This is a genomic window from Marinobacter salarius, assembly GCF_032922745.1.
Lineage (GTDB): Bacteria > Pseudomonadota > Gammaproteobacteria > Pseudomonadales > Oleiphilaceae > Marinobacter.
Window position 1 is genome coordinate 3,954,225 of record NZ_CP136693.1, and the last position, 16,391, is coordinate 3,970,615.

The 16,391-nt window shown below is 56.4% G+C and carries 5 protein-coding genes; all 5 read left to right on the forward strand.

Annotated elements, in window-relative coordinates:
* The first annotated feature begins 154 nt into the window (after positions 1 to 154).
* Genes R1T46_RS18405 through R1T46_RS18425 form a run of 5 tightly spaced genes read left to right on the forward strand, consistent with a single transcriptional unit; the run spans position 155 to position 16,383 of the window.
* Positions 155 to 5,407 carry a DEAD/DEAH box helicase gene (locus R1T46_RS18405; RefSeq protein ID WP_288352653.1) on the forward strand — a complete coding sequence of 1,751 codons (5,253 nt, stop codon included), beginning with the start codon at positions 155 to 157 and terminating at the stop codon, positions 5,405 to 5,407.
* Complete coding sequence (locus tag R1T46_RS18410; protein WP_288352655.1) at positions 5,404 to 8,259, forward strand: helicase-related protein; 2,856 nt, start codon at positions 5,404 to 5,406, stop codon at positions 8,257 to 8,259. The genes R1T46_RS18405 and R1T46_RS18410 overlap by 4 nt, the downstream gene beginning before the upstream one ends.
* Positions 8,256 to 12,500 (forward strand): Eco57I restriction-modification methylase domain-containing protein, encoded by a 4,245-nt coding sequence (locus R1T46_RS18415; protein ID WP_288352657.1) that lies wholly within the window; start codon positions 8,256 to 8,258, stop codon positions 12,498 to 12,500. Before R1T46_RS18410 ends, R1T46_RS18415 begins: the two co-directional genes overlap by 4 nt.
* Positions 12,497 to 15,151, forward strand: coding sequence for an AAA family ATPase (locus tag R1T46_RS18420; protein WP_288352658.1), 2,655 nt, complete (start codon positions 12,497 to 12,499; stop codon positions 15,149 to 15,151). Before R1T46_RS18415 ends, R1T46_RS18420 begins: the two co-directional genes overlap by 4 nt.
* The gene (locus tag R1T46_RS18425; RefSeq protein WP_288352659.1) at positions 15,148 to 16,383 is read left to right on the forward strand and encodes an McrC family protein; all 1,236 of its coding nucleotides are present in this window, start codon (positions 15,148 to 15,150) and stop codon (positions 16,381 to 16,383) included. Before R1T46_RS18420 ends, R1T46_RS18425 begins: the two co-directional genes overlap by 4 nt.
* The last annotated feature ends 8 nt before the right edge of the window (positions 16,384 to 16,391 follow it).

A 16,391-nucleotide genomic window follows, 5' to 3' on the forward strand; every position in this document is an offset into this window, starting at 1 on the left:
AGATGCTCAAAATTTAATCCCACTCTCAGCAGTCTACTTATCCCCGCGTATGTATGAAACTTTGCTAGACTCCCTGAAATAATTATGTAGCTGTATGCCAAGGATATTCTGACTATTAAGGAATAACCTCAACGAAAAGGGGGCGCCAAGCCTGATGGATGTTTTTGAATTCAGGGACAAGCTGATCGGTGACTACCGTGATTTCACTCGCTCCTTCATTCAGCCGAAAGCTGAAGATATCTGCGGTTTCTTAGACGATGAGTATAATAGTGGCCGCTACTGGCCCTCACCGCTAATTCAAATAAACCCGTCTTACGTCACAACAGGCACCGTCGACTCCCTCGCATCCGAAGGCATTCTGACACCAACTACCGCCAACGTTTTCCGGTTCGGTAAAAGTCCTTCGTCCAGCGGTGTACCCGCGACGCTCTACAAACATCAGCGAGAGGCTATTGATTGTGGCCAGCGGAATGAACCCTATGTGCTGACTACCGGTACTGGCTCCGGCAAATCGCTGTCTTATTTCATTCCCATGGTTGATGCAATCATTCGGGAGAAAAAAGAAAACCCAACAGCACGAATCCGAGCCATCGTCATCTATCCAATGAATGCCCTGGCCAATAGCCAGAGAGAAGAGCTGGAAAAATTCCTGTCTGATTACTCCGATGATATGCGCCCTATCACCTACGCCCGCTACACCGGTCAGGAGGACCAAGAGGAGCGGGAAAGGATCATGCAGAACCCGCCAGACATTATCTTGACCAACTACATGATGCTGGAACTGCTGATGACGCGGCAGAACGAACGGGACAAGGCAGTTATCCGGCACTCTAAAGGCCTGCAATTCCTTGTATTGGACGAACTACACACCTACCGCGGCCGACAGGGCGCCGATGTGGCCATGCTTGTACGTCGCGTGCGCGAACGGATGAACCTGAACCTGATCTGTATCGGCACATCCGCCACCATGGCAACCGATGGCACCCGCGAAGAACGCCAGGCTAAAGTTGCTGAGGTCGCCTCCAAAATGTTTGGTCAGAAGGTGCCTTCAACGAACATCATTGGCGAAACCTTGCAACGACAGATACCGGGCGAGATGCCGGATAAAGGCGAACTTGCAGCGGCGCTCCAACAAACGCTCCCAGCACAGATCGACTTCGACACGCTGCGAAAGCACCCTGTTGCAGCCTGGGTTGAGCTGACCCTGGGCATCGTCAAAGAAGAAGGGATGTGGGTCCGGGCAAAACCAAAGACTCTGGAAGAAGCGGCTGATCTGCTCAGTACAGCCTCAAGCCTGGATTCAGATCATTGCCAGCGGTACCTCGCCCAGTTTCTGCTGCTGGCCTATCGCACCAGAGACATAAACGACAAGCCGCTGTTTGCATTCCGTCTGCACCAATTCATCTCTGGCGCCGGCGACCTGTACGCCACTCTTGAGGCACAGGGAAAGCGCCACCTCGACCTGCATGGACAACAATATGTTCCTGGTGATCGCACCCGTCGTTTCTATACCGTGCACTTCTGCCGTAGCTGCGGTCAGGATTACTTCCCAGTTTGGCACAAGAAAAATGATGAGACCGGTGAGCTCGGCTTCCAACCCCGAGACATAAAGGAAACCTCTGCTGAAGAGGAAGATACCGGCTACGGCTTTGTGATGCTCGGCAACTGGAATCAAGAAGAATACCCAGAAACCTGGCTGGACTTCAAAAAAGACCCACCCAAAGTAAAATCGTATTACTCCAAGTTTCGCCCCCAGGAAGTCCATGTGCTGCCCAACGGCACCCAACACATAGAAGGCGCTCGCGGATACTACCTGCCCGGCGGTTTCCGTTTTTGCTTGAATTGCGGCCAGGCACACAGCTCCGGCCGCGACTGGACTCGGCTTGGCTCACTGTCAGCAGAAGGTCGAAGCTCTGCTACCACCACCCTCACCCTGTCGTCGCTAAGATATCTGCTGGGCGCTGACAATGAGCTGGCGGATGAAGCCAGAAAACTACTCGGATTCACAGACAACAGACAAGACGCCGCACTCCAGGCAGGCCACTTCAACGATTTCATGCAGATCCTGTTGGTTCGTGCTGGCGTTCTCGCCTCCCTCGAGCAGCAAGATGGAGCTTTGCTAACCGACCGAGACCTTGCACAGCACATCTTCAACGCCCTGGGTATGGACAGTAATGACCCTGCGATCCGGGCAGACTACCTTCAGAACCCGGAGCAGCGCATCCCTCGACTCAAACGTGATGCCGAGGAAGCCATGCGCAACGTGCTTGGCTACCGGGCTTACCATGATCTACGCCGTGGCTGGCGCTTCACCGTACCCAACCTGGAACAATTAGGTTTGCTGGAAGTAGCCTACGACGGACTGACAGAACTGACAGAAGATGACAGCGTTTGGGAACAATCCCCCGATATGCTGGCAAAGGCATCACCCACAGTTCGTTATCAGGTTTGCAAGCTCGTGCTTGATGTCATGCGCAAGAACCTTTGCATCCGTACCCGCTACCTTGACCACCTGCAGCACGAACAGTGGGTGAACCTGGCCACCACTCACCTGACAGAGAAGTGGCAGCTTGGCAGCGCAAGAGACATGGCCAAGGGCAGCCACGCTATCATCGGCCGACGCCCGAAAGGCCGTGAGTTCGACCTGGTTTCACTCGGGAGCCGGTCCAGGCTGGCACAAGAGCTCAAGAAACCGGGTATATGGGCGAGCGCCCCATACGAGCCTCTTAATGACAAAAACTGGCCTGCACTCATTGAAGCTCTTCTTAAGGCACTGGAAACCTACGGTTTGATTGATGCTGAAGAGGTTGATCAAGACCTCAACGGCTACCAGCTTATTGGTGAAGTTTTGGTATGGAAGCGTGGCAGCGGAACGCCGGAGCGCGACCCACTAGCCCCTGCTATTTCCAACAACCCCTATTTCACTGCGCTGTATCAGGCTGTGGCCGATAGCCTCAAACACCAGAACCATGACTGGTTCCAGTTTCTGGCGCATGAGCATACTGCCCAAGTTGACCCCGAAGACCGGGAAGAGCGGGAGCATGCCTTCCGCTCCGGAGAGCTAAGGGTTATGTTCTGTTCCCCAACGATGGAATTGGGCGTAGACATCAGCTCTCTGAATACCGTCTATCTACGGAACGTGCCTCCAACACCAGCGAACTACGCCCAACGCAGCGGCCGGGCCGGCCGGTCTGGCCAGCCGGCACTGGTTGTCACCTACTGCGCAGCACAAAGCCCTCATGACCAGTATTTTTTCCGGGAACCAAGGCGGATGGTACACGGGCAGGTAACCCCTCCCATGCTGGATCTGGCAAATGAAGAGCTGGTCAGCAGCCATCTGTTCGCTACCTGGCTATCAGAGACCGGAACTAGATTGCCGGCCGCTATCAACGAGCTGATCGATGTTACCGCAAAGGGCATGCCGATAAGCGAAAGCTATTCTGACTCCCTAGCCAACGAAAAGGCCCTCGCTGGCGCACAACAACGAGGCAAGCGGTTGATGCAACTTCTCGGCGACGCATTAGGCCCGGCCCAAGGCGTTTGGCTCAATAGCCAGGAGCCGTTGGAAGTAGCCGCATCTGAATGGGCGGATAAACGGCTACAGCAAGCGATGGCACGACTCAATGACTGCTTCACTCGCTGGCGTGATCTTTACAAATCCACACTCAATCAAATCGAAGAAGCCAACCGGTTGATGACGAGCCCGGCCAGCAGCAAGCGGGAGCGGGACATCGCCAAAAGGCGATGGGAAGAAGGCTCCATTCAGTTCAGCCTGCTCCAGGACAACAACAAGCGACAGTCTGATTTTGAAACCTACCGTTACCTCGCTGGGCAGGGCTTTTTGCCTGGGTATAACTTCCCCCGCTTACCCCTGGCCGCCTTTATTCCTGGCACCAGAACCAGCAGGCGCGAAAATCAAAATCGCGTATTGTCACGCCCGCGTTTTTTGGCTATTTCCGAATTCGGCCCACTCAGCCTCATCTACCATGAAGGCCAGCAATATCGGGTTAAGCGAGTTATTCTCGGCGCTGTAGACCAGCAACAAGTGACAGAAGCCAAGCTGCCCGAGCAGCAGGTCCGAATGTGCGGGCATTGTGGTTACGGGCACTTCACCAAACAGCTGGATCTGGATCTGTGTGTAGCCTGTCAGACACCATTGTCTGAAGGGAAAATGGTGCACAACCTCTTCCGCATCGAAAACGTGGCCACGCGGCCCGTGACCCGCATCACCTGCGACGAAGAAGAGCGGATGCGCCAGGGCTATGACCTGCGCACCACGCTTCAGTACCCGGAGGAAAACGGCGTTCTGAAAGTGGTCCGTAGCGATATGAAGCAAGGCGATGACCCGCTTGCCGAGATGGAATATGCCCAGCAAGCCCATATCTGGCGCATCAATCTGGGCTGGAAACGACGTAAAAACAAAGAAATCGACGGGTTCATGATTGATCCCCTCAACGGCACCTGGCTGAAGGACGAAGAGCAAGGCGGCAACGAAGAGACAGATGCAGACGATCCCGTTAACCAGCGCCAGCGGATTTCGCCCTTCGTCACCGATCGCCGAAATGTTCTGGTAATCCGGCCAAGACTGGATATGTCGCCGACCACAGCCGCGACCCTGCAATACGCCATCAAACGTGGCATAGAGCTGAACTACCAGCTGGAAGAAAGCGAATTGATGGCAGAACCCCTGCCAAACATGCACGAGCGCAACGCACTGCTATTTTATGAGGCAGCCGAAGGCGGTGCCGGCGTACTAACTCGCCTTGCCACAGAGCCCGGCGCCTGGCGCCAGGTTGCTCGAACTGCTTTGGAGCTGATGCACTGGAAACGCCCGGATGACACCACAGCCTGGCACGAATCACCACAAAACCAATGGCAAGACACCAACACCAGCTGCGAGGCAGGCTGTTATCGCTGCATACTCAGCTACTTCAATCAGCCAGATCACGAAAACATCGACCGTCGAGATCGGGAAACCCTTCAGTGGCTTGCCCAGCTGACGGACATGACGCTGGAAACAGGCTCTGGTGGCAACCGGCCGGCCGACCAGGCAGCACAACTCAAACGCGCCAGCGGCAGCAGTCTTGAACAGGCCTGGCTCGACGCCCTTCAACGCTACTCATTGCGCCAACCTGATGCGGCCCAACCCTACCTCAAAGAATTCAATGTACGCCCGGACTTCGCCTACCGCGACAGCCGGGCCCTGATTTTTGTAGATGGGCCTCATCATGACCATGAAGACCGCCGTATGATTGATCAGCGACAAACCCAGGACCTTGAGGATGCCGGTTTCCTGGTGCTGCGATTCCCGAAAGAAACCAACAGCTGGCCCGCGCTGTTTGCGCGCCACCCCGACGTATTCGGCGCCATGACTGAACCAGACACCACGGAGACTTCCGACTCATGAATGCACCAGCCACCGCACCGGCTTACAACCCCGGCAGTATAGTCAGGGCTCGAGATCGGGAATGGGTTGTGCTCCCGGAGTCTACCGGTAACGACCTATACCTTAGGGCACTCGGGAGCGGCGATGACGACCGCATCCGCTTGCTGGCGGCGCTCGAGCAGGTAGAGCAGGCGCTCTTCCCTGCTCCTCAGCCAAGTGACGCACGTGAAGGCAACCAACAGTCAGGTCAGTTATTGCGCGATGCCATGCTATTGAAACTTCGTGCCGGTGCCGGCCCTTTCCGCGCAATTGGCAATCTGGCGTTTGAGCCGAGGGCCTACCAACTGGTACCGCTGTTGATGGCGCTCAAGCAAGACGTGGTGCGCCTGCTGATTGCCGACGACGTAGGTATCGGTAAAACCATTGAAGCCGGGCTAATTCTTCGGGAACTGATTGATCGAGGTGAAGTGAAAGGCTTCACCGTACTTTGTCCGCCCCACCTGTGTGAGCAGTGGCAGGAGGAACTGAGCGAAAAATTCCATCTGCGCCCTGTGATTGTCAGTCGCCACACAGCAGCTCGGCTTGAACGAGGCCTACTGCAAAGCGAATCCCTGTTCCAACATTATCCGTACACAGTTGTCAGCCTGGATTATATAAAATCCAGCCGCCGCCGGGACGAATTCCTTAGCAGCTGCCCGGACTTCGTCATCGTAGATGAAGCCCACACCTGCTCCCGGGGCGGCGGCAAAGGTCGTCACCAGCGCCATGCACTTCTCAGAGGACTGGCCGATAAAGCCACTCGCAATCTGCTTTTGCTGACAGCGACCCCCCACAGTGGCGACGAGCAAGCATTCCAGAACCTACTTGGTTTACTCGACCCAAATTTCGCATCCATTACACATTTTGGCGATACTCGGAATCCCTATCGTAAGCGCCTGGCAAAACACGTTGTCCAGCGCCGGCGTCAAGACATCGCCGAATGGCAGGATAACACCCAATTCCCTGACCGTGAGGTCGCAGAAACCGCCTATCGCATGCAAGGCGACTGGATGGGGCTGTTCCAGGATGTCGTCAACTACGCAAGAGAACTGGTAGACCGCGCTGAGACCCTGGACCAATTCCAACAACGCCTGCATTGGTGGGCGGCATTGGCACTGTTGCGCTGTATATCGTCGTCACCTGCCGCTGCCGTTCGCTCGCTGCAGAACCGGATCGACCGCTCCATTCAGCCAGATGGAGGCATGGCGGTAGCCATCGACACCCTGGACGAGTTGGGTAACCGCACCATTCTGGACAGCAACGACGAAAGCCAGGACGACCTGGAGCCAAGCGCCCAACTTGAAGATGTCCCCCTGCTGCAACAGCTCATTAAGCGCGCCGCCAGCCTGCAGGGGCCGATAGCCGACCCCAAACTCAAGCAACTGATCGCAAAGCTTAAACCCATACTCGAGGAGGGCTACCGGCCTGTCATTTTCTGCCGCTATATCCCGACAGCGCATTACGTTGCAGAGCATCTGGCCAAGGCCTTCAAAAGCCATAATGTTCAATGTGTTACGGGCGAGCTTCACCCCGCCGAGCGTGAAGAGCGTGTAGAGGCTCAGGCAAACGAGGACGAACCGCCCATTCTCGTGGCTACCGACTGCTTGTCTGAGGGTATCAACCTGCAGGAGCACTTCGATGCCGTCATTCACTACGACCTGGCCTGGAATCCCACCCGCCATGAACAGCGGGAAGGTCGTGTAGACCGGTTCGGGCAACGCACCCCCGTGGTCAAAGCGCTGATGATCTATGGCGATAACAACCCGGTGGATGGTGCCGTACTGCGAGTGATTATCCGCAAAGCCGAGGCTATCCGGAAAGCGCTAGGAGTCAGCGTTCCCATGCCCGAAGACGAAAACCGGGTGACTCAGGCCATCATGCAGACCGTTCTGCTAACCCGCGGCCTGGACAGCGGCATGAGCCAGATGGGCCTTGGGCTGGAAGAAGTTGAAACCCTGGATGACATAGAGCAGCAAGTAAATGTGAGCTGGGAAAGCGCACGCGACAAAGCCCGGCGCAACCGCACCATCTTTGCTCAACAAGCCATCCACCCGGAAGAAGTGCTGCCGGAATGGCAGCGTATGCAGGAGGTACTGGGCAGCCAGGATGACGTGCAGCGCTTCATCACCAAGGCGCTTGCAGCATTGCGGGCACCGCTTCAACCCTACCGGCAACACTACCGCATGAGCTGGTCGGAACTACCTCAGGCCATTAAGGAAAGAATGGCTGGCCACGGTATCCGCCGCATGGATCAGATCGGTTTTACTCTGCCGTTGCCTCGAGATGTTGTTTACATCCAACGCAGCCACCCTCTGGTCACTGTGCTGGCGGACGAGCTGGCGGAGCGCGCGTTGGAATCGGACTACCTGCCTGCCGCAGACCGACCGGCCCGCCGTGCCGGCGCCATCACCACCAACCAGGTGAATCAACGCACCATCATTGCCCTACTGCGTTTACGCACAAACCTGGTGGTAGAACGGGAAGGCACGCGACGGGAAATGCTGGCCGAAGAAGCCGTTACCGTGGCCATTGAAGGCAATCAAGCTCCCCAACAGTTAGACACCGAGGAAGCCGTAAAGCTGTTTAATCTGGAAGCCACCCAAAACACCGTGCCCGATGTGCGGGAGCGCGCTGTGCGACAAGCCCTGGAGCGCCTTCAGGAACAACAGTCCACTCTGGATACGATTGCCCGCGAACATGGCCAGCAACTCTTGAAAGACCACCGCCGGGTGCGGGATTCAGAAAGGGATGGCCGCGGTACCTTTCAGGTTAACCCGCAGTTGCCAGCTGATATTCTGGGCGTGTACGTACTGATGCCAGAGGTAGCATTTTGAGTAATACAAATAACACACAAGCCAGCCAGAACGGCATTTTTACTCTGGAGGGCGGCCTGTTGCCCGCCGACCTTTTCAACCAATTGGCTGGTCTACAGCTAAAGGGGCAAACCGCAGCAAACTACAATATTCCCCAAGGCCTGACGCTTCGGGACGAAATCGGCCGCTTCTGGCGCATTGCCCAGGCCAATTGGCAGAACTTTGACCAGCAACGCCAGCGCAGTGACCTTTCCAATCCGACGGCGGCTGCTCAGCATTGGCTCCAGAGCCTCCTGTCTCAGGTACTCGGCTTCACAGACCTACGAGCGTGTTCCGAGCCGCAGATGATCGATGAGCGCGGCTTCCCGATTACCCATCATGCTTTCAACGGCCAGGTGCCCATGGTGTTTTGCGCACCGGCAGACAAAGCCCTGGATACCGCCGACCCACGCTTTGGCCACGAAGGCCGCCGGCGCAGCCCCACCGGCCTGTTGCAGGAATACCTGAACGCCAACGACCACGCCCTTTGGGGGCTGGTAAGCGACGGCCAGCGGCTGCGCATACTGCGCGACAACCCCTCAATGACTCGACCGGCCTATGTCGAGGTGGATCTGGCCACCTGCTTTGCCGAGGAACAGCTGCCCGAGTTTCGAATTCTGTGGCTCCTGCTGCACGCCAGCCGCTTTCAGCCGGGCACCAATAACGAAGGCGAAACTGTCCCTGGCCAATGCTGGCTGGAACAATGGCGCGCTGAGGCGGAAGAACAGGGCGAACGGCTGTTGGACAAACTGCGCGTAGGCGTCACCGAAGCTCTGGGTGCATTGGGTAATGGCTTCCTGCGCCACTCGCAAAACGACGATCTCCGCCAGCAGTTCGAATCCCGCAACCTGGATGCCCAAGCGTACTACCAAGAACTGCTGCGGATGGTGTACCGCATGCTGTTCCTGCTGCGTGCAGAGGCACGGGACCTGTTGCACCCGGAAGGCAGTGATCCACTGGCCCGGGAGCGTTACAGGGAAGGTTACAGTGTGGATGTTCTGCGCAGGGCCGCACGCAAGCCCCATCGGTTTGAGGCCCGCCACCACGATCTCTGGTTGACTTTACAAAACACCATTAACGGTCTGGCCACCGGTCAGCCGCTACTAGCTCTACCTGCCCTAGGCGGCCTGTTTGGCAGCGATCAATGCCCCAACCTAGACAATGCACTGATCGACAACCAGTCCCTGCTGAAAGCCATCAAAGCCCTCACCTGGCACCCCAGCGAGACCAGCAACAGTCTGGTGGCCACCGACTATGCCAATATGGATGCCGAAGAGCTGGGCTCGGTGTACGAGGCCCTGCTGGAACTGGTGCCGGCCATCAACACTATGCCCTGGCAGTTCAGCTTTATCGGCCTGGATGAGAGCAATACCACTGCCGGAAACCTTCGCAAGTTGACCGGCTCCTACTACACGCCGGATGTGCTGGTACAGTCACTGATTGATACCGCCCTCAAACCGGTGATTCGTGAGCGCCTGGCTGATAACCCGGACGAACCGCGCCAGGCCCTGCTCGATCTGCGCGTGGTAGACCCGGCCTGTGGCTCCGGCCACTTCCTGCTGGCGGCCACCCGCACCCTGGCCCGGGAGCTGGCACAACTGGATGCCGAGGGCAGCGAACCCACACCGGCCCAGTTCCAGCACGCCCTGCGCGAAGTAGTACAACATTGCATATTCGGGGTAGATGTTAACCCCATGGCCGTGGAGTTGTGCCGCACCGCGCTGTGGATGGAAGCGCTGGAGCCCGGCAAACCGCTGACCTTCCTCGATAGCCACATCCAGTGTGGCAACGCCCTGGTCGGTGTTTACGATCCCACAGTGCTGGAAACCGGCATACCCGACGATGCCTTCAAAGCCCTGGAGGGCGACGACAAGACGCTGCTGAAAGACCTGAAGAAAACCAATAAACAGCAGGCCCAGACTCTGGCGATTGATTTGCGCATCAACGCCCAGCAGCTTGCAGCTGTCGAGGAGATGCCGGAAGAATCCCTGGACGAGGTACTCAACAAGCGCCAGCAATGGCAGGCCGCCCAACAAAGCCAGGAAGCCCGCCGTGCCCGGCTATTGGAAGACCTGTGGACCGCTGCGTTCTTTGTCCCGAAGAACCAGGGCTACGCCAACCGTATCCCGGACAACGGCGCACTGAAGGCGGCCCACCGAGGCGAACTAAGCCCGGAAGTCGAGGCCGAAGTGCGGCTGCGAGCCGAGCAGAACCGTTTCTTCCATTGGCCACTGCAGTTTCCGGAAGTGTTTAACCGGGGCAATGCGGGTTTTGATGTGGTGTTGGGCAACCCGCCATGGGAGATGCTGCAGTTTGATCCACAGGAGTACTTCGCCTCCCGCGCACCAGAAATTGCAGACGCGCAGCATATGTCTGCTCGAAATCGAATGATTGAGGACTTGGAAGACACGAATCCAGATCTATACCAAGGATACCTTCAAGACAAAGATGCCGTACTCAGAACACAGATTTTTGTACACGCGTCTGGAAGGTTTCCCAGAACCAGCAGAGGGCGCATCAATCTTGCACCACTATTTGCTGAGTTTGCTTCGGAGCTTCACAACAAAGAGGGGCGTGCAGGTGTCATAGTGCCAAGTGGTATCGCTACCGACTCCTTTACCCAATACTTTTTCCGACATCTAATTGAAGACAAGAGAATTCACTCGCTCTACGACTTTGAAAATCGGGATGGTCTTTTCAAAGGCGTTCACAGAAGCTACAAATTCTCACTTCTCACGCTAATGCATGACAGCAACGCAGCAAAGCTTCAGTTTTTTTCAACGCAAGTGGAACAATTGGGTGAAGAGGCTCGGGAGTTCGCACTGACTTCAGAAGAGTTCAAATTATTGAACCCCAACACCATGACTTGTCCAGTCTTCCGCTCCAACGCCGATGCCGAGCTGACGAAAAAGTTCTATCGCAATGCGCCCGTCCTGATCCGGGAAGCATCTGATGATGAGCCAGAACATAACCCTTGGGGCATCAACTTCATGCTGATGTTCATGATGAATACTGCCAGTAATCTGTTCCAAACCTATCAACAGCTGGACGATCAAGGCGCCCAGCTCGAAGGCAACCAGTTCCACCTTGATGGGACTCGGTACCTGCCCTTGTACGAAGCCAAAATGGTGCACCACTACGACCACCGCTTTGCTACCTACGAAACCGACGGCGAAACCACCCGCGACACTACGGTGGCCGAAAAACAGCAGCCCAACTACGCACCGCTTCCCCGGTACTGGGTGGAAGAGCGTGAGGTATTGCTGCGCACCGCCGATATGCCCCGTGCCGTGCTGGATGGCCTGAAAAAGCAGGACACCGCCAAGTTGGAGGAAGGCCTGCGCCAGTGGTTGGCGGGCCAGCTGCTGGTCCGGCAGCAATATGAAGAAGCCTCCCAGCTGCTGGGTAGCCGGGTCACCAAGCGCGGCACCACCGGCAACCTGTTCCAAACCGCCGAGTTCACCAAAGATGGCCTGGCAGCTCGAAAAATGGCCGAAGATCACCCGATGACCGATGCTGAGTTGGACGACTGGCTGGCGGCGTTTTCCGCACAGCAAGATTACGCTTTGCTGGTGGAAGAACGTTTGAAGGGACGAAGCCCTAAATACCTGCTCGGGTTCAGGGATATTACAAACGCCACAAACGAACGCACGACAATTGCCAGTTCAGTTCCTTTCGCCGGAGTCGGTAACAACTTCCCGTTATGTATTTTGCCTGTTACCACACCCGCAAATCTGGTTGCCGCGCTGCAAGGAAACCTTTCTACAATCGTCTTCGACTTCGTGACGCGGCATAAGGTTGGCGGCACTCACCTGAACTTTTTTATCGCGAAACAATTGCCAGTCTTACCGCCGAAAGCCTACTCCGAAGCCGACCTCAACTACATCACCCCACGCGTTCTGGAACTCACCTACACCAGCCATGACCTTACTCCTTTCGCCCGCGACCTGGGCTACGACGGCGAGCCATTCGGCTGGGAGCCAGACCGCCGGCATCAACTGCGCTGCGAACTGGATGCCTACTATGCCCGGCTGTACGGCCTAACTCGGGACGAACTGCGCTACATTCTCGACCCCGTCGAGGTGATGGGGCCAGATTATCCATCCGTCACCTTCCCTGGCCTCAAGCGCAAGGAAATCGCCGAGCACGGAGAATATTTAACCCAGCGCCGGGTGCTGGAAGCCTTTGATCAACTCGCCGCAACTGAAGGAACTCCGTCATGAGCCAGTACAATCCCCGTCATGACATCAAAGCTCTGCTAGAGGCCGCCCAGCTCTGGAAGGACCAATGCCTCCTGGATGACGGCCCTTTGCTGGGTGATGGCAAGTATTGGAGCAGTGCCAAACTGGCGGAGCTGGATCAGCGCTTTATTCAGAATCCCCAGGAGGGCGACGAGAGCTACTTCGACAAACTGGCGCTACAGCTGTCGGATGCCACCCCCGAGGCCATCAAATTGATGGCAGAGCTGAACTGGTTGTTGCTGCTGTTCTCCACCAACATCAAGCCGGGTACCAAGCGGGATCTGGTGCGCAATATCTGGGAGTTATCCGGCGACACGCTACCAGAAAACTGGCTACAGGAAGACGCGACCCTCTCAGGAGCCGGGAGTACAGGTACTGGCTACAACACCTTGCGGTGGCGTGAGTTAGTGTTCCTGATCGAAATGATGAAAGCTTTTAAGGCCCTGGCACCCGAGGCCCAACGCCAGACACTGGAAAATCCCTGGTCCTTTGCAGACTGGCTGGAAAGCATTCCGGATGCCAAGGCAAGACAGTTTCGCCATATCATCTGCTTCCTGCTCTATCCCGATCACTTTGAGTCCATATCCGTGGGCAGTGACAAGAAAGAAATAGCCCGGGTGCTCGGCGACCTACCCAAAGCCAAGCTCAAAGCAATGAGCAACCGGGAAGTGGATGAAACGCTGCTGGAGATACGCAAACAGTTGGAAGAGCAGGAGGAGCAAAGCGTTGATTTTTACGCCTCACCCTGGATCGACCAATGGCGCCCCTCGCCGCGGGTATGGCTAATGGCCTGGAACCCGGAGAACTGGGAGTGGAAGTCCTTTCAGGATGACCGGCTTCGGGTTGCACGTGGCGAGAATGTCACCCTACCCTGGCGCACCGCTTCCAAGCAGTTAAAAGAGGGCGACACCGCTTACCTTGTGAGACTGGGTGAAGAGCCGAAAGGTCTGGTCGCCCGGGGCACAGTGACCAGCGAACCCTATGACGATGCCCATTACGACCCGGATTTGGCGGACAAAGGCGAGAAAGCACTGTACGTGGACATCACACTGACCGATCTGCGTGATCCAAAGGCAGAGCCCTACATTAGTCTGGCGGACCTGAAAGCCGGCACTGTGGATAGCCAGAACTGGACACCGCAAGGCTCTGGTATCGAAATCAAACCCAGGTCCGCGAAGCTCGTGGCGGGCCTCTGGAACAAGTTGCCGCCTGTAAAGGTGATAGAGGCTAATCAGCCTACGTCTCGGCAACAGGCCATCAATATCGGCAGACCGGTGAATCAGATTTTCTACGGGCCACCCGGCACAGGCAAAACCCATCATTGGCGTAATCACATCCAGCCAAAATATGAACGGGCCGCCAGCCAGGTCTCAACGGGCGAATGGCTGGAAGAGCAGTTGGCCAATACGTCCTGGTGGGAGGCCGTGGCGTTAGCCCTCGCAGACCTGACCCAGAAGGGAAAAAGTGCAACGGTCAACGAACTGTTGCTGCACCCTTACTTCAAGGCAAAGACTCGGGTGCAAGGCCGTGTTGGCAGCAATAACCTCCGCGCCCAGTGCTGGGCCGCATTGCAGAGCCACACGGTAATGGAATCGGAAACCGTCAACTACTCACCGGATAAACGCCAGCCTCCGCTTATCTTTGACAAGAAACCCGGTGGACAATGGATCTTCGCCGGTGACTGGGAGGAAGCCGGAGAAGGTCTTCGTGAGCAGCTGAAAAAACTGCAGTCGGGGCCTCAGAATGAGGAAAGCCGGATCAAACGACACCTGACCGTGACCTTCCACCAGTCCTACAGCTACGAGGACTTTGTGGAAGGCATCCGGCCGCAAACCACTGCCGAGGGCGGTATCAGCTATGAAGTACGGGATGGCCTTTTCAAAGCTTTCTGCAACAGGGCTCGGCAAGACCCGAACCAACGCTACGCTTTGTTCATCGATGAAATCAACCGGGGCAACATATCCCGCATCTTTGGTGAGCTGATCACCCTGATCGAGGCCGACAAACGGGCCTGGTGGGATGAGGAGGGCCAGCTTGTGGACGGCATGGAGATCACCCTGCCCTATTCTGGTGAGCGCTTTGGTGTGCCGAAGAACTTGGACATCTACGCTACCATGAACACCGCTGATCGCTCCATTGCCCTGATGGACGCGGCTCTACGCCGGCGCTTCCGGTTTATTGAGCTGATGCCGGAGCCAAAACAGATTACCGGCAACCAGGGGGATGGTTACATACCGGATGGTGAAGGAGGCTTGCTGAGCCTGCGCGACCTGCTGAATGCCATTAACCTACGCCTGCGTTATCTGCTGCACCGGGACCAGACCTTCGGGCACGCCTACTTCATGGAAGTGAAGGATATCGACAGCCTGCGACATGCCATGGTCTACGACATCATCCCCATGCTGACGGAATACTTTTATGACGACTGGCAGCAGATTCGCCGGGTGCTGGCGGACGACACAGCACCGGCCGAGCATCAGATTATTACCCGCAAGATTCTGGACCCCGGCCAGCTGTTTGCCGGCGCAGATGTGGATCTGCCAGAAAAACCCGACTTTCGAGTGAAACAGCCAGGACATATCACACCGGATGCTCTGCGCAAGGTCTATGAATCGCTGGAAACACCGGTATGAAACTGGTCAGCGCCGTTGAACATAGCTGGCTGAGTATCGGCAAGGACGATGACATAACGGCGGAGGAAGCTGATGCCCTGGCCGCCGCCGGGAGCATACTGCCCAAGAATTGCCTTGAGTGGAGCCGGAACCGGGTTAAGTTCCGGCAGTTCTGCGGCGTGGTACAAATTCAACAACGACTACAGATCGAGATCCTGCCCAAGGTTTTCCCCCATCAAACACCTGAGCAGCAACGCACGACTCTGATCGAAATGCTGGACACTGCCGGCGACATCGAGGGCTTGAGTACCCAGCAGGCCGGACTCGCAACCAGCAGCCATCGCTTACTGGATGTGTTTATTCGCTACTATCTGAAACTGCTGGAAATACAGCTGCAACAAGGCTTGCTAAGGGACTATCGTGATGTGGACGATACGCTCGACCAAGTGCGCGGTCGCATTGATCTGATCCGCCAGCAGCGGGAAAACCTGTTCAAGCCGCAGCGCCTGGCTTGCCGATTCAATGAGCTGGTTGTAGATATTCCTGTGAACAGGCTTTTACACACCGCCCTGCTCTGCATGACCAATCTTGCAAGTTCGCCCATGCTTCGCCAACACATCCAGAGCATGCGGATGCGCTTTGGCGGAATAGGCATGATTCACAAAGGCGACCATTTGCCCCGCGCCGATGACCTGAACCGGATGCAACGCCGCTATGCCAGCGTAGTGGAGCTGGCCCGATTGTTCATTGACGGCCAGTACATGGACGCTCGGGCCGGTCAGCAGCAGGTTTATAGCTTGCTGTTTGACATGAACCAGCTATTCGAGCGCTTCGTGGCTGTAAAGCTGCGGCCAACCGCCCGAAAGATGGGCCTGCGTCTGATGGAACAAGGCCCTCGCAAATTTCTTGGCGAAGACGATTCCGGCAAAGGCCGGCTTCTAATGCGCCCAGACATCAGCCTGCTGAATGCGCTGAACCGACCAGTAACCATTCTGGATACCAAGTGGAAGCTGCTGGATTCTGGTAACCCCATAGCTTCCCTATCTCCTGCGGACCTTTATCAGCTCAGCACCTATGCCAGCGCGTACCGCTGTGACCAGGTGATGCTGCTGTACCCGGAACAGGCTGGGTTTCGAGGAGAGTACCGGATGACATTAAATCTTGAAAAGCCCGTGACGCTGGTGGTGGTAGCGGTGCCTTTGTATGGAAAAGGGTTCTCGCTGCCACCTCAAGCAGTCTTAGAGGCAATGTAGGAAATTAA

What these genes read in the sequence shown, in the direction of transcription:
- R1T46_RS18405 (WP_288352653.1), top strand. Translation starts at nt 155, where the DNA reads ATGGATGTTTTTGAATTCAGGGACAAGCTGATCGGTGACTACCGTGAT.
- R1T46_RS18410 (WP_288352655.1), top strand. Translation starts at nt 5,404, where the DNA reads ATGAATGCACCAGCCACCGCACCGGCTTACAACCCCGGCAGTATAGTC.
- R1T46_RS18420 (WP_288352658.1), top strand. Translation starts at nt 12,497, where the DNA reads ATGAGCCAGTACAATCCCCGTCATGACATCAAAGCTCTGCTAGAGGCC.
- R1T46_RS18425 (WP_288352659.1), top strand. Translation starts at nt 15,148, where the DNA reads ATGAAACTGGTCAGCGCCGTTGAACATAGCTGGCTGAGTATCGGCAAG.